Raw genomic sequence first — 20,920 nt, 5'->3', positions numbered from 1 at the left:
CATCATCATCTTCATTACATAAGCGGTAATGGTTACGTCGATCACCGTTGGTTATCGTGGGTTGCGTGACCACCGCGAGCGGAAACCGGCCAGTCGGCGAGCTGCTGCGCCAGTGGCGGGAACGGCGCAGGATGAGCCAGCTGGACCTCTCCATCCAGGCCGACATCTCCACCCGTCATCTGAGCTTCGTGGAGACGGGCCGGTCCAAACCGAGCCGGAGCATGATCCTCCACCTCGCCGACGAACTCGACCTGCCCCTGCGTGAGCGCAACCGGCTCCTGCTCGCCGGCGGGTTCGCCCCGGTCTACGCCGAGACCCCGCTGAACTCCCCGGAGATGGTCTCGGTCCGGGAGGCGCTGGGCCAGGTGCTGAGCGGGCACCAGCCGTACCCCGCCGTGGTCGTCGACCAGCGCTGGAACCTCGTGGACCGCAACTCCGCAACCGGGCTGCTGCTCCGCGGCGTCGCGCCCGAGCTGCTCGAACCCCCGGTCAACGTGCTCCGGCTGAGCCTGCACCCCCGGGGCATGGCCCACCGCATCCTCAACCTGGGCGAATGGCGGGCGCACCTCCTCCACCGGCTCCGCCATCAGATCAGCCTGACCGCCGATCCCGACCTGACCGCGCTCTGGCGGGAGCTCGACGACTATCCGTGCGACCAACCGGAGCCCGAGATCAGCCCGGGTCCGGGACAGATCGTGATCCCGCTCCGGCTCCGCCGCGGCTATCGTGAGCTGGTCTTCTTCAGCACGATGACCACCTTCGGCCATCCCATGGACATCACCGTGGCCGAGCTCGCCATCGAGGCCTACTTCCCGGCGAACCCCGAGACGGCCGCCTACCTGCAGCACCAGCACCACCCCGACTGAGAGCCCCCGGGCTCTCACCCGCTCCGGCCGAGAGCCCACCGGACCCTCACGCACTCCGGACCGTCACCCGCCTCGGACGGTCACGGAGTGGACGGCATCAGCACCGTGGTGAAGATCCTCCTGACCCGGCCGTCCCCGGGGCCGTGGCCGGCCCTGGCCTCCACCACCCGCCGGAGGTCGGCGGCGAACTCGGCCAGTTCCTCGTCGGAGAGCCACAGCGCGGCGTGGCGGTATCCGACGCCGTCCCGCCGCAGATCGACGTCCCCGCGCCCGGTGTAGCGGTCGAAGTCGGCGAGCAGCCCCGCCACGAACCCCATGAACGCCCGCCGGTGATCCTCCGGCGACATCGCCAGCAGGTCCTCCTCCGCGACCTGGGCCGCGGACAGGCGCAGCGCGTAGGTGCGCTCCACCGCGCCGCGCACCCGCTGCTCGTCCACCACCTCCAGGACCCCGGCGTCGGTCAGGGTGGCGACGTGCCGGTAGAGCGTGGCGGTGGAGACGTCGGAGAGTTCGGCGGCGAGGGCCGCGGTGGTCATGCGGCGGTCGCCCAGCAGCGCCTGGACGATGCGGAGCCGTACCGGATGCAGGAGCAGATCAGCCGTCGTCTTCATGACCTAACACTCTCATATTTGACATCAATCTCAAAAATGAGAATAATCATGGCCGGTAGCGAAGGAAAGGGAGCACGATGGCGACGATGACGATCACCGGGGGCGAGCTGGTGCTGGCACTCAGCCAGGGCGAGAAGGCCGCGGGTCTGCACGGCGACCTCCGTATGCCGCGCGCCGCGGTCCGCGAGGTCGCCGTCGTGGAGAACGCGGTGGCGCACGCCCGCGGCCTGCGCTCCCCCGGCCTGGCCCTGCCGGGACGGATCAAGATCGGGACTTGGCGGAGCCCGGGCCGCCGGACGTTCGTGGTCGCCCACCGGGACGTGCCCGCCGTACGGGTGACCCTGGACGGGGCCGACTACGACGAGCTGCTGGTCAGCGACGAGAACGCGGCGGAGCTCGCCGGGCGCATCCGCGAGTGGGCCGGCCTGCCCGCGCCGGTCACCGAGGAGCGCGTCACCTTCCGCTCCGGCGGTCTGGTCCTCGGCGGCACGCTGGCCCTGCCCTCCGGTCCGGGGCCGCACCCTGCGGTGGTGATCATGACGGGCTCGGGACCCATGGACCGGGACGCCGACCACAAGCGCATGCCCCTCGGGGTCAGCCGCGACCTCGCGCACGCCCTGGCCCGCGCCGGCGTGGCCTCCTTCCGCTACGACAAGCGCGGTGTGGGGGAGTCGCAGGGCGACTTCCTCAGCGCGGGCCTGAACGACAACATCGACGACGCGAGGGCCGCGCTGTCCTGGCTCCGGGGCCGTACGGAGGTCGACCCGGCGGCGGTGTTCCTGGCGGGCCACAGCGAGGGAGCCGTCATCGCCACCGCCGTCGGCGCGGCGGAGCAGGACGGCCTGGCCGGGCTCGTGCTGCTGGCGGGCATGGCGAAGACGGGCGAGGAGACCCTGCGCTGGCAGGCCCGGCAGATCGCCGGCGATCTGCCCGCGCCGGTCCGGGTGATGCTCCGCGTGCTCCGCACCGACCTGTTCGAGAAGCAGGACGAGGCCATCGCCGCCTTCAAGGCGAGCACGACCGACGTCGCCCGGATCCAGGGGCGCAAGGTGAACGCGCGCTGGCACCGCGAGTTCATCGCCTTCGACCCCGGGCCGCTCCTGCGCGGGCTGCGCGTCCCGGTCCTGGCCGTCACCGGCGCCAAGGACGTCCAGACCGACCCCGCGGACCTCGACGTCGTCGCCGCCACGGCGGGCGGCGACGACGTCACGACCGTCCGGGTGCCCGACCTGACCCATCTGCTCCGCCGCGAGGCGGGCCCCGGTGGCCTGAACACCTACAAGCAGCAGCTCCGCAGGCCCATCGACCCCGGGGTCCTCACCCTGGTGACGGACTGGATCACCGAGCGCCTGCCGGAGCGCCCGGCCTGACGGCGGCTCCGCGAGGCCGGAGGGTCACGCCTTCCGCGATGCGCGTTCGGGGGGCATGCCGGGCCCGATCACGGCCCGGATCTCGGCCGGGTCGTCCACGCGGCCGCAGTGGGCGCACACCACCTGCTGGGTGATTCCGGCGCCGCACACCGAGTGGGTGTAGAGGATCGGCGGTTCCCCGTCGCTCGCCCACCGGTCACCCCACTCGGTGAGCGCGATCAGGGCGGGCGCGAGCGCCCGCCCCTTCTCGGTCAGCAGGTACTCATGCAGTTCGGGCTGCTCGGAGTATCTGTGGCGCCGCATGATCCCGGCCTCGACGAAGCCGTCGAGGCGGGACTTGAGGACGTTGGTCGCGATGCCGAGGTTGCGCTGGAAGTCGCTGTAGCGGGTGGCTCCCCCGAACAGGGCGTCGCGCACGATCAGCAGGCTCCAGCGTTCGCCGATCACCTCCAGCGAGCGCGCGATCGAGCACACCTGCGAGTCGTAGGTCTTCCCCAGCATGCGCCCCATTCTAACTAGAGCTTGCGTCATGCAAGCGCCTGAGTTTAAGGTGCTTGCATGACGCAAGCTCATCGGGATCAGAACTTCACCATCGCCTTCACCGTGGACCGGACCCCCCAGGAGGCGTTCGAGGCCGTCACCGACGTCCGCGGCTGGTGGTCACAGGAGATCGAGGGCGTCACCGACCAGGTCGGGGGCGAGTTCGACTACCACTACAAGGACGTCCACCGCTGCCGGATCCGCGTGACGGAACTCGTGCCCGGACGCAAGGTCACCTGGCTCGTCCTGGACAACCACTTCGACTTCATCGACGACCAGTCCGAGTGGAAGGACACCGAGATCGTCTTCGAGATCTCCGGCGGGGACGGCGGCGCCGAGGTCCGCTTCACCCACGTGGGCCTGGTTCCGCAGTACGAGTGCTACGACGTGTGCTCCAACGCCTGGGGCGGTTACATCAGCGGCAGCCTGCGCGATCTGATCGACAAGGGGGAGGGCCGGCCGAACCCGAAGGAGAACGGGAACGCTCCGGACCATCAGGACACCGCCACCGCGCTGCGCGCCAGGCGGTCACCTCAGGCCGCCGGCCTGGCCGATGCCGGCCCGAGCGGCGCCTGACATGATCCCGATCACGGGAAAGACCGTCCTGATCACCGGCGCCAACCGCGGCATCGGGCAGGCGCTGCTGGAGGAAGCCCTGCGCAGGGGCGCCCACCGGGTGTACGCCGGCACGCGTGAACCCTTCACCCACCCGGACGAACGGGTCACCCCCCTGCTCCTCGACGTGACCGACGCGGCGCAGCTGCGGCAGGCCGTCCGGCCGGTGTCCTCGCTCGACATCCTCGTCAACAACGCCGGCACGGCGGCCTACGACGATCTCAGCGACCGCGCCGTGCTCGAACGTCACCTCGCCGTCAACCTCTTCGGCGTCCACGACCTGACACAGGCCTTCCTGCCTCTGCTGGTCCGTTCACGCGGCGCCGTCGTCAACAATCTGTCCGTGACGGCCTTCGCCCCGCTGCCGATCATCCCGGCCTACTCGATCTCGAAGGCGGCCGCGTTCTCCCTGACGCAGTCGCAGCGGGCCCTTCTCGCCGGCCGGGGCGTACGGGTCCATGCCGTCTTCGTCGGCCCGACCGACACCGACATGTCCCGCGAGTTCGACGCCCCGAAGGCCTCGCCCGGATCGGTCGCGCGAGCCATCTTCGACGGCGTGGAGAACCAGGAGGAAGACATCTTCCCCGACCTCATGTCACAGACCATGGCCGCCGGCTGGCGGAACAGCCCGGCCAAGGCGCTGGAACGCGAGTACGCCGCCATGGCGACGGCCGGGCGCGCCGGATCACAGGCGTGAATCACCGGCCCGTGAAACCGATTCCGTACGACGACGAGGAGACCTCAGATGACGACGCTGACACCCGGCAGCATCCTGCTCGGCACCACCCGGCCCGCGGAACTGCGTGACTGGTACCGCAGAGTGCTCGCACCGGAGCACGAGGGCGAGGGGCCGATCCAGCTCGGCGGCCTCATGCTGGTCATCGACCGGCGCGACGACGTCGACGTGAAGAACAACGAGCCGGGCCGGATGATCCTCAACTTCCACGTCGACGACTTCGACGCCGCCGAGGCACAACTGCGGGCGGCCGGCGTGGAGTGGCTCGTTCCCGTCGCGGACCGTCCCTCCGGACGCTTCGGCACGTTCACGGACCCGGACGGGAACTACCTCCAGATCATCCAGTTCACATAGGACACCGCCGGCACGCGTCCCGCCGGTAAGGCCTCCTACCGGGCGGCGCGGGCCGGCCTGCCGCTTCGGCGGGACGCCGGGAGAGTCACCCGGCCGGGCTCCACTCACGTGGCGCCGTCCTGCGGATGCGGAGTCCGCGCCCCCTGCGAGGATCCGGCCTCGCAACAGATCTCAGTCCCAGCGCTGGGCGTTGTCGTCGTTGAGCTTGCCCGGGGCGTCCGGGATGACGCAGAACAGCAGCCCCGCCGGGTCCCGCATGATCCACCAATGGTCGTTCGCCTTCTGCACCCGCTCGGCGCCCAGCTTCTCCAGCCGCGTGACCTCCGCCTCCAGGTCGTCGGTGTGGATGTCGACGTGGACCCGGCTCTCCCCCTCCCCCAGCCGCTGGATCATCAGCGCGAACTCCTGCCCGTGCAGCAGGGCGCCGTGGTACTCCGGGTAGCGCTCGTTCGCCTGCAGCGCCGGGCCGATCGCCCCCTGCCAGAACTCCACCTCCCGGTCGTGGTCGGCCTCGGGAACATCGATCACGACCGTGTAGAGCCTGCTGTAGTGCGCCATGTCCATTACCTCCGTCAACGGGCCCGTACCTCCGGTATCACGGCGAGGACCCGTAATCACCGACACGTCGGCCCCCATGATCCGGGACTCCCGTGCACGGTGCATCCCCCGCCCAGCGGGTTTTCCCTCCGGGCGGGTCCCCCGGCAGGACGAGCCCGGGGTCACGGGACGGTCCCCCTGCGATGGACGATGACATCGTCCCCACGCCCCGGGTAGGTCATGATCAGCAGCCGCTGCGCGCCCGAGGGGAGCCAAGCGTGGTGCACGCGGATCCGGTAGTCGCCGCCCCTGCCCCTGAGGGCGGGGTCGGGCAGCGTGGAGCCGCCCATCGGATCACTGAGGACGATCTCTCCGCCCGGGCTGCGGTAGCCGACCTCGACGACGTGGTGCCAGCCCCTGGTCTCGACGGGTGGGCGGCGCGTGTAGGTCTCGGTCGTGACACAGGCCACGGCGTCGGCGTGAACGTCGACGCCACCGGCCGAACGGACGCGGGCGATCTCCACCGGGTCGTCGCGGGTGTAGACGCCGCACAACCGGCGGGCGGAGCGGAGGAGGCGCACGCGGATTTCCTCGAACGAACGAAACTAACAGAACGAAGCGCCCAGCCCTAGCGATTCGCTCCGACAGAGTCGATCATCCCCCCGGACCCCGATCCCGGTCCGATAGCGGAGACACCTGGTCGCGGCGGGATTCCATCACCGGACGAAACATCAGCCTCCGGGCGATCGAGAAATTTCATTCATACCGGTAGTAACAGACGTCATCGATAACCGCCATGGGCTCCTCTACCGTGCTGCACCGACCCCCCGGACAAGGAGACCTCAATGACGTTCGCCCAGCGGCGGCCGGCTGCCCTCGTCGCCTCCGCCCTCGTGGCCTTCCTGGTCCTGGCTGCTCAGCCCGTGGCGGCCGAGCCGGACACGCCCCTGCCCGCCGCGTTCGATCACGCCGCGACCCGATACGACGTCCCCCGTGACCTGCTCGCCGCCCTCGCCTACGCCGAGACCCACCTCGACGACCACGGCGGCGAGCCCAGCACGATGGGCGGCTACGGCATGATGCACCTGGTCAGCAACCCCACCGCGCACACGCTCGAACAGGCCGCCCAGCTCACCGGACTGCCGGTGGACAAGCTGCGCACCGACACCGGGGCGAACGTCCTCGGCGGCGCGGCGGTCCTGCGCGCCCACGCCGACGGGCTGGGCCTCGACGAGGCCGCCAGGAAGGACATCGGCCGCTGGTACCAGGCCGTGGCCAAGTACGGCAACGCCTCGTCCCCCGAGACCGCCCGCCTCTACGCCGACGCCGTCTACGAGCTGCTCGGCACCGGGTTCACCGCCCGCGGCGTGACGGTGACGCCGCAGGTCGTCACCGCGGACCGGGGCCCCTACGCCGAGGTCCCCGATCTCAGCGCGGTGGCCGCGCCCGGCGCCGAGTACCCGTCCGCGTCCTGGGTGGCGGCGAGGTCGAGCAACTACACCGTCGCCAACCGCCCGGCGAGCCGGAAGATCGACCGGGTGGTCATCCACGTCACCCAGGGCTCGTACGCGGGCGCCATCTCCTGGTTCCAGAACCCCGGCGCCAAGGTCTCGGCGCACTACGTGATCAAATCGTCGAACGGCGCCATCACCCAGATGGTGCGGCACAAGGACGTCGCCTGGCACGCGGGCAACCGGGACTACAACCACCGCTCCATCGGCATCGAGCACGAGGGCTTCGTCAACAACGCCTCGTGGTTCACCGACGCGATGTACCGCGCCTCCGCCGCGCTGACCCGTCATCTCTGCGACGAGTACGGCATCCCCAAGGACCGCAAGCACATCATCGCCCACAAGGAGGTGCCGGGGGCCACGCACACCGACCCGGGCCCCCACTGGAACTGGACCACGTACATGAAGTACGTCACCGGCGGGAACTCGACGAAGCCGTGGTCGACCACCACGGACAACACCACCGCCGACCGGTTCACCGCCGGCGCAGACTGGCGCGTCTCCACCTACTCCGACCAGCGCCTGGGCCCCGACTACCGGTTCGCCGTCCCGGCCTCCACCGCCGATCCCGCCCGGTACAAGATGAAGGTCCCCAGCACCGGCAGGTACCGGGTCGAGGTCCGCTACCCGGCGCATCCGGGATACAACAGCTCGGCGCCGTACATCGTGGTGGCCTCCGGCGGTGACAAGACGGTCTACGTCGACCAGCGCTCGGGCGGCGGGGTCTGGCGCAGCCTCGGGACGTTCTCGCTCAAGGCCGGGACGTACGACGTCGTGGGCGTCGGCCGGCAGACCTCGGGAACCGGGTACATCATCGCGGACGCCGTCCGCATCAGCCGCCCGTGACGGGCGATCACGGCCGGGCCCGCTCGCGATGGACGACGACGCCGTCCCCGCGCCCGGGGTAGGCCATGATCAGCAACCGTTGCACGCCGTGCATCCCGCCCTTCCACGGGAGCAGGGCGTAGTGCACGCGGAGGCGGGTCCCGTTCCCTCCGGCCGCGCTACGGCCTCCGCGTGCGGGCCCGCGAGGTCGTGCGCGGAACGGGCCACCCACACCGGCATGAGCAGGCCGGATACGGCGGAGAGGCTGGCGATCGCCGCGACCCCGGACCCGTCGTCGGGGAGCACCGCGGAGGTCAGCGGCATGATGAGGAGCGTCATCACCGGGTACGCGGCCCCGGTCCACACGGTCGTCCTGCCCCACCGGCCGTCCCGGGCCTGGGCGACGAGGAGCAGCGCCAGCCACGACGACCAGGTCAGTCCGCCGAGCAGGGCGAGGTCGGATGTCTCCGCGACGCTCCGTCGGCCGAGCGCACCGGCCACGTCCTGGCCGATCGAGACCAACGAGGTGAGCGCCCCGGTCGCGAGCACGGCGAGTCTCAGCACCCGGGGAGTGCCGCTCAGCACCCGGTGGAACAGCACCACGACGGCCAGCTGCAGGAGCTCCCAGGGAATGTCCACCCACCAGGGGTCGGGGAGCCTGAGCGGCCGGGAGAAGACCAGCCTGAGGACCAGGTCGGTGTAGAGCAGGCCGCGCAGCACACGGACGTGCCCGTCCAGACGGGGGCGCGGTCCGGCCGCCCGCCCGCGCAGGATCTGCCAGAGCGCCCACCCCTGCGCCCCTCCGGCCAGGATCACGGGCAGCACCTGCCACCCCGTCAGATCCTCGCCCACCCACCTCCGCCCGAGGGGGAACAGCAGCCGCCAGAGGGCTCCGTCGTCACCGGCCGCCGCGACGGCGCCGGACGCGACGGCGGCGACCGCACAGCCGATCGCGAGGCCGGCGGCGAGCCGCCCGAAACGGTACCGGCGGCCGGAATGGTCGAGACGCACGCGCACTTCCCCGAGAGGTGGGAGATCGCCTGCCGGGAGGGGCGGCGATCGCACAAACCGCCCAACCCTAGCGAGCGGCTCCCGATAAGTCGATCATCGTCGTGCCCGGGGACGGGTGCCCGCCTTCCGGGGTACGGCGCCGCCGCGTCCCGGTCCGGCGGTGACCGGCGCTCCCGCTCGATCACGCGGCCTGTGCGGTCAGCCTGTGCGGTCAGGAGGACAGTTCGGCCAGCATCCGCTTGACCTGCTCCGAGCGGAACCGTTCGATCTGCCGCGCCAGCTCCACCGTCTCGGGGTTCCTGCCGGTCCGCACCTCGGTGCGCGCCATGTCCAGGGCGTTGTGCTGGTGGCCGATCAGCACGTTGAGGAAGGCGGTGTCGAAGGCGGCGCCCTTCAGCGCCGCCAGCTCGGTGACCACCTCGGGCCCGGTGACGTGCAGGCCGCCGTGGGCGTCGTGGGCGTGCGCCTCCGCCTCCAGCGGCTGCTTCCAGGCCGTCAGCCGATCGGTCATGACCTGGACCTGGTCGCTTTGGGCCGCCACGATCTCCGCCGCCAGTGTCCGCACCTCCTCCCGCGAGGAGCGGGTGGCGGCCAGCATGGCCAGCTCCACGCCCCGTCGGTCGTGCGGAATCATCATCTGCAGGAACATCACGTCGGCGGCGTTGAAGGCCCCGGCCGTGGTGCCCGCTCCCGTCCCGCCGTCCGTCACCTGCTCCGTCACCCGCTCCGTCGCGTGCGTCGTGCCGCCGGACCCGTGGGCCCCGTGGCCGGTGCGGTGATGCGAGGCGTCCGTGCTCCCGCAGGCCGAGACGGTCAGCGTGCTCAGAACGAGGACGAGGGTGAGAGCGGAGCGTTTCATGGGGGGCGGTTCCCTAGATCGGGGCGTGTCGTGCGGGCCGGGGCGTGTCGTGCGGGCCGGGGCGTGCGACACGCCCCGGCCCGCCGGCGGGCACCGTACCCGAGGGTGGCACGGCGCCCGCCGCCTGTCAGCCCAGGCGCTTCCAGAGGGCGGGGACCTTCGGCGGCGCCCAGTCGCCGTAGGCGGTGTGCGACTGGAGGCACCGGTACTTGACGCCCTGGTAGGTGACGACGTTACCGATCGTGTACTTGCCGCCCAGGCGCCACGTCCCGGCGGGGGTCGTGGGGAAGGTCGTCGGGACGGCCGTCGGCTTCGGGACCGAGGTGGGGCTCGGGAGCGGAGCCGGGGTCCTGGTCGGTGCCGGGGTCGGGGCGGGGGTCGTGGGGTTCTTGGTGGGGGTGGGGGCGGGGGTCGGGGCGGTGCCGCCGCCGGAGCCGCCGACCTGCAGGTCGATGCAGGAGTAGAAGGCGTTGGCGGTGTCGGCGATGTTCCAGACGGCCAGGACCTTCTGCTTGCCGCTGTAGCCGGCGAGGTTCACGTTGTGGGTCACCGTCGCGCCGGGCTGCCTGCCGTTGTCGTTGAAGGACGCGATCAGCTTGTTGCCGATGTAGTACTCCCACGTGCTGGTCGCGTGCCGGGCGGTCAGCACCCAGCTGAAGTTGACGCTGGTCCCGACGGCGGTGGTCGGCCAGGCCTTCGAGTCGTCGTTCAGCTCGGCGAAGGCGGCGATGCCGGCGTTGCAGTTGCGCTGGCCCTTGGGGCCCTCCACGCTCTGCGGCTCGTACTTGACGTTGCCGCAGGCGATCTTGCCCTGGGCGCAGAACGCCTGGCGGCTCGGCGGCGCCGACACGTAGCCGTGGGCCATCGCCGGGGAGGCGGCGAAAACCGTGGCGCCGAAGGCGAACGAGGAGACCGCGGCGAGCGTGAGAGTCCTTCTCATGTACCGTTCCCTACCATCGATTAATCAAATACAGAATTGATGAACAAATTCAAAGAATGGCCATCCGGCCCATCCCGGCAAATTCAACGAAAACGCACGGCGCCGTGACGGCGGCTTCCCGGAGTCGTGGACCGCGGCACGGGCGGCCACCGGCGGATGCCGTGCCGACGCGCCCCGACCTCGCCGTCCGCGCGGACGGCCTGCGCGTCCTGGGACGCGGTGAGGCTGCGGGGGGTGCTCACGGCGGGCTGCTCCTTCGTGCCGAGTGAAGTTGATTTTTTCTATCACGCAGGAGCGCGCATAAATCTTATCGGCAGCTTAAGGACCGTTTAGGATCACCATAACGAAGATCGATTGGAATGTTCCGTACCACGATCGACCTGGCCGCCGGGCCTTTTCCGGCGCCCTTCACGCCCCGGCCGGCGGCCTCTCCCGGGCCGGTCCGGTGAGGAGGTGGCACAATCCCCTCGTGGAGATAAGAGATCACGTAGCCGCGTTGCGGGACGCCGGGGTACGGATGGCCGAGGCCGCGTCGCAGGCGGGACTGGACGCCCCGGTGCCGACGTGTCCCGGCTGGACGGTGCGGGACCTGCTCGGCCACACCGGCGGGGTGCACCGCTGGGCGACGGCGTACGTCGCCACCGGGAAGGCGGAGCCGTTCACGGACGAGGAGGAGACGGAGTTCTTCTCCTGCCCGGCCGACGACACGCTGATCAGCTGGTTCCGTGACGGCCACGCCGCGCTGGTCGGCACCCTGGAGCAGGCCGATCCCGATCTCGCGTGCTGGGCCTTCCTGCGGGCGCCCTCCCCGCTGGCGTTCTGGGCCCGGCGGCAGGCGCACGAGACCACGATCCACCGGGTGGACGCCGAGTCCGCCACCGGGAAGATCACCCCGATCGACCCCGCCCTGGCCGCCGACGGCGTCGACGAGCTCTTCGACGGTTTCTACGCCAGGCCGCGAGGGCGGCTGGTCGCCGATCCGCCGGTCAGCCTGGCCGTCCGCGCCACTGATCGAGCGGCTTCCTGGACGATCCGGGTGGAGCCGGACGGGCGGACCGTCACCCCCGGCGCGCGGGACGACGCCGACTGCGTGATCTCCGGTCCCGCGGCAGAGCTGTACCTCCTGCTGTGGAACCGGGCGGACGCCGGCGGACTCGACGTGCGCGGCGACCGGGACGTCCTCGCCCTGTGGCGGGAGAAGGCCAGAATCCTCTGGAGCTGACAGGGGTCCTCCACCCGGGCCGGTGCCGTACGGCACGGGATCCCATACGGCACGGGATCCCATACGGCACGGGATCCCATACGGCACGGGATCCCATACGGCACCGCGGGGCGGCCGGGCCGCAGGGCCGTGAGGCCGTGACCCCCGCGGTGCCGGAGCCCGGGTGAGCAGGGGTCAGGCGAGCTGGGGCAGGACCTTCGCGCCGAAGGCGTCGATGAACGCCTCCTGCTCCCTGCCGACGTGGTGCAGGTAGATCTCCTCGAAGCCCAGCTCCGCGTACTCGTTCAGCCGGGCGGCGTGCCATCCCAGGTCCGAGGAGACGTTGACCACCTCGGCGACCTTGGACGGCGGCACGTCCTCGGACACCACGTCGAAGAGCTCGGCGGTGTCCAGGTCCCAGCAGACGGGCGGGCGGAAGGTGTTGCTCCGCCACTGGTCGTGGGCGATGGCCAGGGCCTTGTCGTCGTCCTCGGCCCAGCTCAGGTGAACCTGGAGCGCCAGCCGCCCCCGGCCGCCCGCGCCCCGGTACGCCTCGACCATCTGACGCAGCGTCTCGGTCGGCGCGTTCACCGTGATCAGCCCGTCGGCCCATTCCGCGCACCACCGCGCCGTCTCGACGCTCACCGCCGCCCCCACCAGCTCCGGCGGGGTCTCCGGGCGGGTCCACAGCCGGGCACGGTCCACGGTCACCAGGCCGTCGTGGCTGACCTCCTCCCCGGACAGCAGCGCCCGGATGACGTCGACGCACTCGCGCAGCCGGGCCGTACGCACCGATTTGCGGGGCCAGCCCTCCCCGGTGATGTGCTCGTTGCTCGCCTCCCCGGTGCCCAGGGCGGCCCAGAACCGGCCGGGGAACATCGCGGCGAGGGTGCCGATCGCCTGGGCGATGATGGCCGGGTGGTACCGCTGGCCGGGGGCGTTGACCACGCCGAAGCGCAGCTCCGTCGCCTGGAGCGCCGCGCCCAGCCAGGACCAGGCGAAGCCGGACTGGCCCTGGCGCGCGCTCCACGGGGAGAAGTGGTCCGACGACATCGCCGCGGCGAATCCCGCCTGTTCGGCCCGGACCACCGCCTTCAGCAGCGCGGCGGGGTGGATCTGCTCGTGTGAGGAGTGGAAGCCATAGGTCGCCATTCCCTCCGGGTACCCAGGGGACGGCGTTCCAGACGGGGGATCGGCACGGGATCGACGGGCGCCGCCTCCGGCCGGGAATCCGGGCGGGAGTCCGGGCGACCCGCTCAGCCGGACAGGAAACCGGCGGACCGCTCAGCCGGACAGGAAACCGGCGGACCGCTCAGCCGGGCGGGAACCCGGACCGCCCGCTCATCCGGGTGCGGGCTCAGGCGGCCCGTTCGTTGCCCAGTCGGGCGGCGAAGACCTTCGGGCTGATCACGGCGACCGGGCAGTTGGCGTGGTGCAGCACCCCGTGGCTCACCGAACCCAGGACGAGCCCGGCGAGCGCGCCCCGCCCCCGCGTTCCCACGACGACCAGGTCCGCGCCCTCCGAGGCGTCGGTGAGCGCCTGCACCGGGTGGCCCGTCACCACCTGGTGCACGACGTCGAGCCCCGGATGGTCTTTCTCCACGGCCTCCACGGCCTCCTCCAGGATGCGCGTCCAGGCGTCCTCGATCTGGCCGAGCTCGATGAGGAGCGGGGGCATCGTCTCGGCCGCCGGGGTGGCCAGGGTCCACGCCAGGATCGCCCGGAGCCGCGCCCCGCGCAGTACGGCCTCGGTCGCGGCGAACCGGAGCGCCTCGGCACCCGCCGGTGAACCGTCCACGCCGACGACCACCTCGTCGAACAGCTTCTCCGGCTCCAGCGGACCGCGGATCACCACCACCGGGCAGGACGCCTGCGAGGCGACCTTCAGGGCCACCGAGCCGAGCAGCAGGCTGGAGATCCGGCCCGTCCCCCGCGAGGCCACCACCAGCATCCCCGCCCCGTCCGCCTCGGCCGCAAGCACCTGGACCGGGTCACCGGCCGCGATGGCCTCATCGACCTCCAGTCCGGGCTCGCACTCCCGGGCGCACGCCACAGCCTGATCGAGGATCACCCGGCCGCCGTCCAGCAGCCACTGCCGGACCTCCTCTATCCCGGCCTCCGCCGGATGGTGCAGCCACGCGTACACGGCGTGGACCACCCGGAGCGAGGACCTCCGGCGCATCGCTTCGCGAGCCGCCCACCGCACGGCCCGGAGACTGTCCGCGGACCCGTCGACACCCACCACCACATGTCTCATGGATGGCCCATACCCAGCGGAAAAGCCGCCATCCCCGGTCCACGGGCCGTCCGGTAATCGGGATGCAACCGGGGTGAAAGCGATCTCCGCTTCCCTTGATCCGTAACAGCAGGGCACCGTACTTCTGGGAACGGGGAACGTGATGACACGGATGAGGACGCTGGGCATGGCGGTCGGGGCTTGCGGCGCCGTTCTCCTCACCGCGGGAATCACCGGGATGACGATGTGGCCGATGCCCGGATGGGCGGTCCCGGCGTTCGTCTCGGGCATGATCCTGACGCTCTCGGGGACCTTCACGGCGGCGTGGTCCTTCCACTCCACGATGATGGGCCGGGCCATGTCGGTCTTCGAGACGGAGGTGTCGGCGGCGTCGGCGGCGTCCTCCGCGGGGACGGTCGGCGGGTTCTTCGCCATGGTCAACGAGATGACCCGGGGCAACGACGACCTGCGCACCGGCGGAATCCCCGCGACCGCGCTCGTGGTCTCCATGGCGGACACCGGAATGACCGTGAACGACCTGCCCATGGTCGCCTTCGAGCTGGAGGTGTGCCGCGCCGGCGCGGCTCCCTACCGCGTCTCGCACCGGGAGACCCTGCCCCGGCTGCTGGTCGGGGCCGTGCTGCCGGGCTGTGTGCTGGCCGTACGGATCGACCCGGCCAGGCGGGAGCGGCTGACGATCGACTGGAGCGTGCCCCCGGGTGAGGGCGGTCCGGTGATCAAGGAGCATCTGTCCGCGGCCGACCTGCTCGCCCGGGGTCTGCCCGGCACCGCGACCGTGCTGGGCACCTTCTCCATGAACGGCATGACCGCCGAGAACGGCGACCCGATCGTGGGGTTCATGCTGCGGGTGACTCCGGACGGCGGGCACGCGCCGTACGAGGTGCGGCTGGGCCACCGGGTGCCCTCGGCCCACCTGCACCGGACCCTGCCCGGCACTGAGCTGCCCGTACGGATCGCCGCCGAGGACCCCGAGAAGGTCGCCGTCGACTGGGAGTCCTGACGGAGACCCGGGTCAGCCTGCGGCCCGGGTCAGCGGGTCAGCCTGCGGCCCGGGTCAGCCTGTCGCCCGGGCCTCGGGCTCACTCCATGTCGTCCGGCGACTGCGCCTCCGACGGCAGCCAGTCGCGCTCCGCGCCGGGCTGGGCGTCCTCCTCGGGCTCGGCGTCGGGCGACTGGGCCAGCGGCGGCTGCTTCTCCGGCCCGCCGGGCGCGGCGTCCTCCCCGGTGCTCCCCCACTCGCCGGGATCGGTCTCGTCTGACTGGACCATGATCTCTCCTCCTGTCGTTCAGGCTCACGCATACCCGGCCCGATCAGGAGAATTCCCAGGAGACGTGTCCCCCTCAGACCGCCGCGGCGGGGCCGTCGATCCGTTCCTGCTCCTGCAGGATCGCCTCAAGCGCCTCGGCGTCGTCGGCGTACGCGGTCATGACGAGCCCGGCGTCCAGCTCGGCCTGCGAGAGGGGGCCCGTGGTCCGGGTCGCGTACCACCGGCCCGTGTCACTTCTCCAGATCGACCAGGATCCGGCGTACCGCCTGAGCATCCGTTCCCAGCCAGCGTTCTGCAGCGGGAGCAGCACCTGTCACCACCTCCGGGGAGTCAACGGGTCAACGGTGAACCCAAGGATCTCCCCCGCGTGGAGACACGCGGTAGTGAGAGGACCTCTCACCGTGTGGAGGCCGATCTTCCTGTCGCGCCGCAGCCGGAGGTCGCTCCCGGGCGGCGGCCGCACAGGGTCACTCCCCGGGCAGCCGCCACACCCCCGCTCGGATCAGGTGATACAGGAGGATCAGCTGGGTGATCCGGAGCGGCTCGTTGCGTGAGCCGTCCGGCATGAGGCCCAGGCGGCCGGGGAGCGGCTCGGGCACGCCGAGGTCGTGCCAGATCGCCTTGGCCACCACGTCGGCCTCCAGCGGGTCCGCGTCCCCGTGGACGTGCAGGGCGTCCACCGGGCCGCCGTCGCAGTCACGGGTGAGTGTGAGGTGGGCGGCCAGGCCGGTGGCGCAGGACAGGATGCGGGCGAAGTCGGGGTGGCGGATCGTGGGCCGCAGCAGCAGCGTCGCCGAGAGCGGCCCGCCCTCGCGCCCCTCGACCGGCGTGAAGCGGACCACGATGTCCGCCTCGCGCCGCTGAGGGCGGACGAAACCCGCCGAGTCCGTCTCGCGCCGGGAGAGTTCCGCCAGGACCTGCGCGGGGGTGTAGCCCCGCCGATCCGTGTCCCGGGTGACCTTCCATTCACGCCTGGCCCACTCCGGCGGGTCGAGATAGACGGTGACGTCGAAGCACGCTCTGGCCAGTTTGCTGTGGAGGGGGAGAAGCCCCTCCACGATCACCAGGTCGCGCGGTTCGACCAGGCGGGGCCGGGCGAGGGAACCGTCCCGGTGGTCGTAGACGGGCTTGAGGATCGGCTGGCCCATCGCCAGCAGCTGCAGGTGCTGCTCCATGATCTGAATGTGGTTGCAGGCGGGGTGGAGCGGGGTGAACGGCAGCCCGCTCCGCTCGGCCCGTTCGTAGCGGTGGTAGTCGTCCACGCAGACCATGGTGCTGCGCTCCTCACCCAGCGCCTCGGTCAGGCCTCGGGCGACGGTCGTCTTGCCGGCCGCGCTGTCGCCGGCGATGGCGAGCATGGCGGGCCGGAACGACTCGGCCCGGTGGATCCGCATCAGCTTGTGGGGCATCGGGGCGGCTCGCTTCCACGGAATGAGGCGGGTCGGTGCCCGCTGCGGAACCCGCCTCCCTGCTTCGCGACGGAGGGGGTTCCGCGGCAGGCCGCTGCCCGGACGTTATGCCGGGTCCGGGAGGCCGCCCTCCCCCATCCGGGTGAGACACCGGGGGATCCTTAAGTGCCCTTATTTTTCGTACCTTTGGCGCATGAGGAGCCCACCTCTCCGGCTGGTGACCGTCGACGACCACCAGATGGTCCACGACGGCCTGCGGGCCATGTTGCGGTCCTACCGCGACCAGGTGCGGATCGTCGGGGAGGCGCGCGACTCCGACGGGGCACTGCGCGCCATCCTGACCTACGAGCCCGATCTGGTCCTGCTCGACGTACGGCTGCGCGGCGAGAGCGGCCTGGACGCCTGCGCCAGGATCCTGCGCGCCCGCCCCTCCTGCCGGGTGGTCTTCATGACCGTCTACGACGACGAGCAGTACGTCTACCAGGCCCTGCGGCTCGGCGCCTCCGGATTCCTGCTGAAGGACGTGACCGGCGCCGAGCTGGTCGGATCCCTGCTGCGGATCGTGGCCGGGGAGGTGCTGATCGCCCCGACGCTGGCCGGCCGGATCGCCCTGTCCGCCGCCCGGCTCCACGCCGGCGAGTTCTGGCCGGGCGCCCACCTCGGCCTCACCCAGCGCGAGAGCGAGGTCCTGGCGCTGATGGTGTCGGGCCTGAGCAACAAGGGCATCGCCGCCCGCCTGACGGTCAGCGAGGAGACCGTCAAGACCCACACCCGCGGCATCTACCGCAAGCTCGGCGTCAACGACCGCGTCACCGCGGTGGCCACCGCCCTGCGCGAGGGGGTGTTCCGGTGACCCGTACCGGACCGGCCGTCCCGCACGAGGGGGTGTTCCGGTGAGCCGGCTCGGACTGACCGATCCGGAGCGGGAGGCGCGGCTGCTCTCCCGGATCATCGAGATCATCTCCACCGGTCTCGACCTGGGCGAGATCGTGCAGGGCGTGGCCGCGTTGATCACCGAGACGACCGAGACGGACGTCTGCTTCGTGCACCTGCTCGACGACAACGGCCGCCGGCTCGTCCTGCGCGGCGCCACCCCGCCCTTCGACGAACTGTCCGGCCTGATCGAGCTGGACCTCGGCGAGGGCGTCGCCGGCTGGGTCGCGGCCCACGGCAGGCCCGTGGTCATCGACGACGACAAGCTCGCCGACCCCCGCTACAAGTACATCCCGGAACTGCGGGGCGAGGACTTCACCTCGATGTGCTCGGTTCCCATCGCCATCCGCCCCGGCCACCTGGTCGGCGTCCTCAACGTGCACACCCGGGCGCGGCGGGCGTTCACCTACGCCGAGGTCGAGCTCCTGCACTCCGTGGGCGGGCTGATCGCCGGGACCATCGAGAACGCCCGTCTCCACCGCCGCCTGGCCGAGCGCGAGGAGGCCATGGAGCGCTTCGCCGAGCGCGTCGTCCTCGCCCAGGAGGCCGAACGGCGCCGCCTCGCGGGAGAGATCCACGACGGCATCAGCCAGCGCATCGTCAGCCTCTCCTACCACCTGTCCGCCGCCTTGGACGCGCTCGCGCCGGAGAACGCGCGGGGAACCGGGGAGCAGGCTGACGGGCCCGCGAGACAGAAGCGCAAGGCCGGGGAACAGACCCGTGAGGACGCAGAACAGACGTGTGAGGCCGCGGAGCAGATCAGGCGGGCGCGGGCGCTGGCCGACGACGCGCTGGCCGAGACCAGGTCCGCCATCGAGGGACTCCGTCCCCCGGTCCTCGACGACCTCGGCCTGCCCGCCAGCCTGGCCAGTCTCGCCAGATCGTTCCCGCAGCTGACGGTCGAGGTGGACCTGGCCCCGGTCCGCCTGCCCGAACACGTCGAGACCGCGATCTACCGGGTGGCCCAGGAGGCCCTGTCCAACGTGGCCAGGCACTCCGGCGCCGGGTCCGCGGCGATCAGCCTGGCCGTACGGAGCGGGGACGTCACACTGGAGATCGAGGACGACGGCGTCGGCTTCGACCCCTGCCGCCTGGCCGAGCACCCGGCCCCCACCGGCTACGGCCTGGGCGGCATGCGCGAGCGCGCCGAGCTGCTCGGCGGACGCCTGGAGGTGCACAGCCGCCGGGGCGCGGGCACCCTGCTCCGGGTCGTCATCCCGGTGAAGCGCGCTTTCTGACCGTTGTTCCCTGACCGCTGTTCCCTGACCTCCGTTCTCCGGGGACCGCTCTTACGCGGAGTTTTATCGCTTTTCATAGACATTTATCTACTTATGCAGTCCGTACGGCTTCTTTCTCGAAGATCGAGCTCGGCGAGATCCGCCGGAGAAATCCGAGACGGACATTTCCCGGTTGTGCGTCGGTCAGCTGCGAGTCGTAGGCGTCCGTGCGAGCGCCCACGCCGGGCAGATTGACGGCCTAGGACGGTCGCCCTAAGATCCTCCTAGGACGACCGTCCTAAACCGTGACGGCAACGTGGGGAAAGCCGGCAGAGGAGGCGTGCGGCGATGCGCGGCGAGACGACCCGGGCCCAGATCGTCGAGGCGGCCGACCGGCTGTTCTACCAGCAGGGTTATGAGCACACGTCCTTTGCGGCGATCGCCGAGGCCGTGCGCATCTCAAGAGGCAACTTCTACTACCACTTCAAGTCCAAGGACGACATCCTGGACGCGGTGATCAGCGCCCGCCTCGCCGGGACACGGCAACTGCTGGAGCGGTGGGAGGCCGAGGAGAGCGAGCCCGCCGGCCGCATCCGCAGGTTCATCGAGATCCTGCTGACGAACCGCGCGGACATCCAGAGCTACGGCTGCCCGGTGGGCACCCTGACCACCGAACTGGCGAAGCTGGACCACGCGTCGCTCCGGGAGGCCAACGGCCTGTTCACGCTCTTCCGCACGTGGCTGCGCGACCAGTTCGCGCTGCTCGGGCACGAGACGGAGGCCGACGCGCTGGCGATGCACGTCCTGGCGTTCACCCAGGGCGTCGCCACACTGGCGAACGCCTTCCGGGACGAGGACTTCATCCGCCGCGAAGTCAGGCAGATGTGCGACTGGCTGAGCCAGTACACGGAAGGCGGCTAGCTCGCCGCACACGGACCATGTGCACAGGTGGACTCCTGGCACACCGAATCAGCTCAGAGGAATCAGATGTTTGTGGTGCTGCTGCGATTCTCCGACAACAGGAGCGCTGCGGGTCAACATATGGCGGGCCATCAAGAGTGGATCAAGCGTGGCCTCGACGACGGGGTGTTCCTGCTGGTCGGCAGCATCCAGCCGGGGTTGGGCGGCGCGATCCTGGCACACGACACGTCGCTGGACGAACTGGAGAGCCGCGTGAGGGCCGACCCGTTCGTCGTGGAGGACGTCGTCAGCGCGGAGATCATCGAGATCGCCCCGGGGATGGCCGACGACCGACTGAAGTTCCTGCTGGCCTGAGCGCTCACCCCGGGCCCCCGGGGCGAGCACCGTCCACGCTCGCGCAGCCGGGCCACGACCGGGAGGGCTTGCCGTCCGGGGCCGAGGCGGCGCCGTCGGGAGACCTTGACCGGTGCCGTCAGGGTGAAAAGGGCTCGATGCCGCTGATGTGGCCGCGTTGATGAGGTTCATCGCACTGGCGGACCGCATGGCCGGCCAGAAACGGAACGCACACAAATCGGCGGTTCAAGAAAAAGCTGGATATAGATTAAAAGTCCTCGGACGTGGCTTACGATCACCATCAGAGTGATCAAGCAGACCGGGGAGAGCGTCATGGACGACGAGCAGGCGCCGGCGGGGATCGATCCGACGATCCCCAGCGTGGCCCGGATGTACGACTACTACCTCGGCGGCAAGGACAACTTCGCGTCCGACCGCGAGGCCGCCGAGAAACTGATGAGCGTCGTTCCCGGCGTCCGGGAGACGGCCCGGTCCAACCGCGCCTTCCTGTCCCGGGCGGTCAGCGAGATCGCCGGACAGGGCGTGCGGCAGTTCCTGGACATCGGCTCGGGCCTGCCGACCCAGGAGAACGTCCACCAGGTCGCC

At 70.9% G+C, this 20,920-nt stretch carries 25 protein-coding genes; 13 read left to right on the top strand and 12 right to left on the bottom strand.

Annotated elements, in window-relative coordinates; genetic code table 11:
- The first annotated feature begins 65 nt into the window (after window positions 1-65).
- Window positions 66-866 carry a helix-turn-helix domain-containing protein gene (locus tag IEZ08_RS20475; RefSeq protein WP_268249348.1) on the top strand — a complete coding sequence of 267 codons (801 nt, stop codon included), beginning with the start codon at window positions 66-68 and terminating at the stop codon, window positions 864-866.
- Between the two features lie 80 nt (window positions 867-946).
- Here IEZ08_RS20475 and IEZ08_RS20470 read toward each other — a convergent pair whose 3' ends face one another.
- A complete protein-coding gene (locus IEZ08_RS20470; protein WP_189242699.1) occupies window positions 947-1,477 on the bottom strand; it encodes a helix-turn-helix domain-containing protein in 531 nt (176 codons plus the stop codon).
- Window positions 1,478-1,563: 86 nt separating this feature from the next.
- On the opposite strand from IEZ08_RS20470, the gene IEZ08_RS20465 reads away from it, so the two are divergent.
- On the top strand, window positions 1,564-2,847 hold the full coding sequence (locus IEZ08_RS20465; RefSeq protein ID WP_203863427.1) for an alpha/beta hydrolase family protein: 1,284 nt from the start codon (window positions 1,564-1,566) through the stop codon (window positions 2,845-2,847).
- A 24-nt stretch (window positions 2,848-2,871) separates the two neighbouring features.
- Here IEZ08_RS20465 and IEZ08_RS20460 read toward each other — a convergent pair whose 3' ends face one another.
- A complete protein-coding gene (locus IEZ08_RS20460) occupies window positions 2,872-3,348 on the bottom strand; it encodes a winged helix-turn-helix transcriptional regulator (protein ID WP_068929098.1) in 477 nt (158 codons plus the stop codon).
- Window positions 3,349-3,405: 57 nt separating this feature from the next.
- Between IEZ08_RS20460 and IEZ08_RS20455 the strand changes: the two genes are divergently transcribed.
- The 3 genes from IEZ08_RS20455 to IEZ08_RS20445 are packed head-to-tail and all read left to right on the top strand — an operon-like array spanning window position 3,406 to window position 5,092.
- Window positions 3,406-3,963, top strand: a complete 558-nt coding sequence (locus tag IEZ08_RS20455; RefSeq protein WP_189242697.1) for an SRPBCC family protein — start codon at window positions 3,406-3,408, stop codon at window positions 3,961-3,963.
- A 1-nt stretch (window position 3,964) separates the two neighbouring features.
- A complete protein-coding gene (locus tag IEZ08_RS20450) occupies window positions 3,965-4,699 on the top strand; it encodes an SDR family NAD(P)-dependent oxidoreductase (RefSeq protein WP_189242696.1) in 735 nt (244 codons plus the stop codon).
- A gap of 48 nt (window positions 4,700-4,747) precedes the next feature.
- Entirely contained in the window at window positions 4,748-5,092 is a 345-nt protein-coding gene (locus IEZ08_RS20445) for a VOC family protein (protein WP_068926208.1), read from the top strand.
- Between the two features lie 171 nt (window positions 5,093-5,263).
- Here IEZ08_RS20445 and IEZ08_RS20440 read toward each other — a convergent pair whose 3' ends face one another.
- Window positions 5,264-5,650 carry a VOC family protein gene (locus IEZ08_RS20440; RefSeq protein ID WP_068929100.1) on the bottom strand — a complete coding sequence of 129 codons (387 nt, stop codon included), beginning with the start codon at window positions 5,648-5,650 and terminating at the stop codon, window positions 5,264-5,266.
- Window positions 5,651-5,811: 161 nt separating this feature from the next.
- The gene (locus IEZ08_RS20435; RefSeq protein WP_189242695.1) at window positions 5,812-6,210 is read right to left on the bottom strand and encodes a hypothetical protein; all 399 of its coding nucleotides are present in this window, start codon (window positions 6,208-6,210) and stop codon (window positions 5,812-5,814) included.
- A 264-nt stretch (window positions 6,211-6,474) separates the two neighbouring features.
- Here IEZ08_RS20435 and IEZ08_RS40285 point away from each other — a divergent pair, with 264 nt between their 5' ends.
- A complete protein-coding gene (locus IEZ08_RS40285; protein ID WP_189242694.1) occupies window positions 6,475-7,986 on the top strand; it encodes a golvesin C-terminal-like domain-containing protein in 1,512 nt (503 codons plus the stop codon).
- A gap of 69 nt (window positions 7,987-8,055) precedes the next feature.
- Here IEZ08_RS40285 and IEZ08_RS20425 read toward each other — a convergent pair whose 3' ends face one another.
- The 3 genes from IEZ08_RS20425 to IEZ08_RS20415 all read right to left on the bottom strand — a co-directional run bounded on the left by IEZ08_RS20425 (window position 8,056) and on the right by IEZ08_RS20415 (window position 10,775).
- Window positions 8,056-8,976, bottom strand: a complete 921-nt coding sequence (locus IEZ08_RS20425) for a hypothetical protein (RefSeq protein ID WP_068926214.1) — start codon at window positions 8,974-8,976, stop codon at window positions 8,056-8,058.
- A gap of 211 nt (window positions 8,977-9,187) precedes the next feature.
- Window positions 9,188-9,835, bottom strand: coding sequence for a DUF305 domain-containing protein (locus IEZ08_RS20420; RefSeq protein WP_068926216.1), 648 nt, complete (start codon window positions 9,833-9,835; stop codon window positions 9,188-9,190).
- 127 nt (window positions 9,836-9,962) lie between these two features.
- Entirely contained in the window at window positions 9,963-10,775 is an 813-nt protein-coding gene (locus IEZ08_RS20415) for a lytic polysaccharide monooxygenase (RefSeq protein ID WP_068926218.1), read from the bottom strand.
- Window positions 10,776-11,244: 469 nt separating this feature from the next.
- On the opposite strand from IEZ08_RS20415, the gene IEZ08_RS20410 reads away from it, so the two are divergent.
- Window positions 11,245-11,997: a maleylpyruvate isomerase family mycothiol-dependent enzyme gene (locus IEZ08_RS20410; protein WP_141704216.1), complete on the top strand. Its 753-nt coding sequence runs from the start codon at window positions 11,245-11,247 to the stop codon at window positions 11,995-11,997.
- A gap of 174 nt (window positions 11,998-12,171) precedes the next feature.
- Here the strand turns inward: IEZ08_RS20410 and IEZ08_RS20405 are convergent, their stop codons facing one another.
- On the bottom strand, window positions 12,172-13,128 hold the full coding sequence (locus IEZ08_RS20405; protein ID WP_068926220.1) for a TIGR03885 family FMN-dependent LLM class oxidoreductase: 957 nt from the start codon (window positions 13,126-13,128) through the stop codon (window positions 12,172-12,174).
- Window positions 13,129-13,333: 205 nt separating this feature from the next.
- Complete coding sequence (locus IEZ08_RS20400) at window positions 13,334-14,233, bottom strand: universal stress protein (protein ID WP_068926221.1); 900 nt, start codon at window positions 14,231-14,233, stop codon at window positions 13,334-13,336.
- 166 nt (window positions 14,234-14,399) lie between these two features.
- On the opposite strand from IEZ08_RS20400, the gene IEZ08_RS20395 reads away from it, so the two are divergent.
- A complete protein-coding gene (locus IEZ08_RS20395; protein WP_176728593.1) occupies window positions 14,400-15,233 on the top strand; it encodes a hypothetical protein in 834 nt (277 codons plus the stop codon).
- A 79-nt stretch (window positions 15,234-15,312) separates the two neighbouring features.
- Here IEZ08_RS20395 and IEZ08_RS20390 read toward each other — a convergent pair whose 3' ends face one another.
- From IEZ08_RS20390 to IEZ08_RS20380, 3 genes are all read right to left on the bottom strand, one after another.
- Window positions 15,313-15,501: a hypothetical protein gene (locus IEZ08_RS20390; RefSeq protein ID WP_068926226.1), complete on the bottom strand. Its 189-nt coding sequence runs from the start codon at window positions 15,499-15,501 to the stop codon at window positions 15,313-15,315.
- Window positions 15,502-15,574: 73 nt separating this feature from the next.
- Window positions 15,575-15,811: a hypothetical protein gene (locus IEZ08_RS20385; RefSeq protein WP_229803336.1), complete on the bottom strand. Its 237-nt coding sequence runs from the start codon at window positions 15,809-15,811 to the stop codon at window positions 15,575-15,577.
- A gap of 157 nt (window positions 15,812-15,968) precedes the next feature.
- Complete coding sequence (locus IEZ08_RS20380; protein ID WP_068926228.1) at window positions 15,969-16,910, bottom strand: phosphoribulokinase; 942 nt, start codon at window positions 16,908-16,910, stop codon at window positions 15,969-15,971.
- A 193-nt stretch (window positions 16,911-17,103) separates the two neighbouring features.
- Between IEZ08_RS20380 and IEZ08_RS20375 the strand changes: the two genes are divergently transcribed.
- The 5 genes from IEZ08_RS20375 to IEZ08_RS20355 form a co-directional block, all read left to right on the top strand.
- Window positions 17,104-17,763, top strand: a complete 660-nt coding sequence (locus tag IEZ08_RS20375; RefSeq protein ID WP_068926231.1) for a response regulator — start codon at window positions 17,104-17,106, stop codon at window positions 17,761-17,763.
- 40 nt (window positions 17,764-17,803) lie between these two features.
- Complete coding sequence (locus IEZ08_RS20370) at window positions 17,804-19,081, top strand: GAF domain-containing sensor histidine kinase (protein WP_068926233.1); 1,278 nt, start codon at window positions 17,804-17,806, stop codon at window positions 19,079-19,081.
- A gap of 327 nt (window positions 19,082-19,408) precedes the next feature.
- Entirely contained in the window at window positions 19,409-19,981 is a 573-nt protein-coding gene (locus IEZ08_RS20365) for a TetR/AcrR family transcriptional regulator (RefSeq protein ID WP_068926235.1), read from the top strand.
- Window positions 19,982-20,047: 66 nt separating this feature from the next.
- Window positions 20,048-20,335, top strand: a complete 288-nt coding sequence (locus IEZ08_RS20360) for a YciI family protein (RefSeq protein WP_203863426.1) — start codon at window positions 20,048-20,050, stop codon at window positions 20,333-20,335.
- 312 nt (window positions 20,336-20,647) lie between these two features.
- A partial coding sequence (locus IEZ08_RS20355; RefSeq protein ID WP_189242743.1) for an SAM-dependent methyltransferase occupies window positions 20,648-20,920 on the top strand: 273 nt, incomplete at its 3' end.

Origin of the sequence: Planobispora rosea (assembly GCF_014648175.1) — a bacterium.
Classification (GTDB): domain Bacteria; phylum Actinomycetota; class Actinomycetes; order Streptosporangiales; family Streptosporangiaceae; genus Planobispora; species Planobispora rosea.
This window is presented reverse-complemented; position numbering and strand designations above follow the sequence as displayed.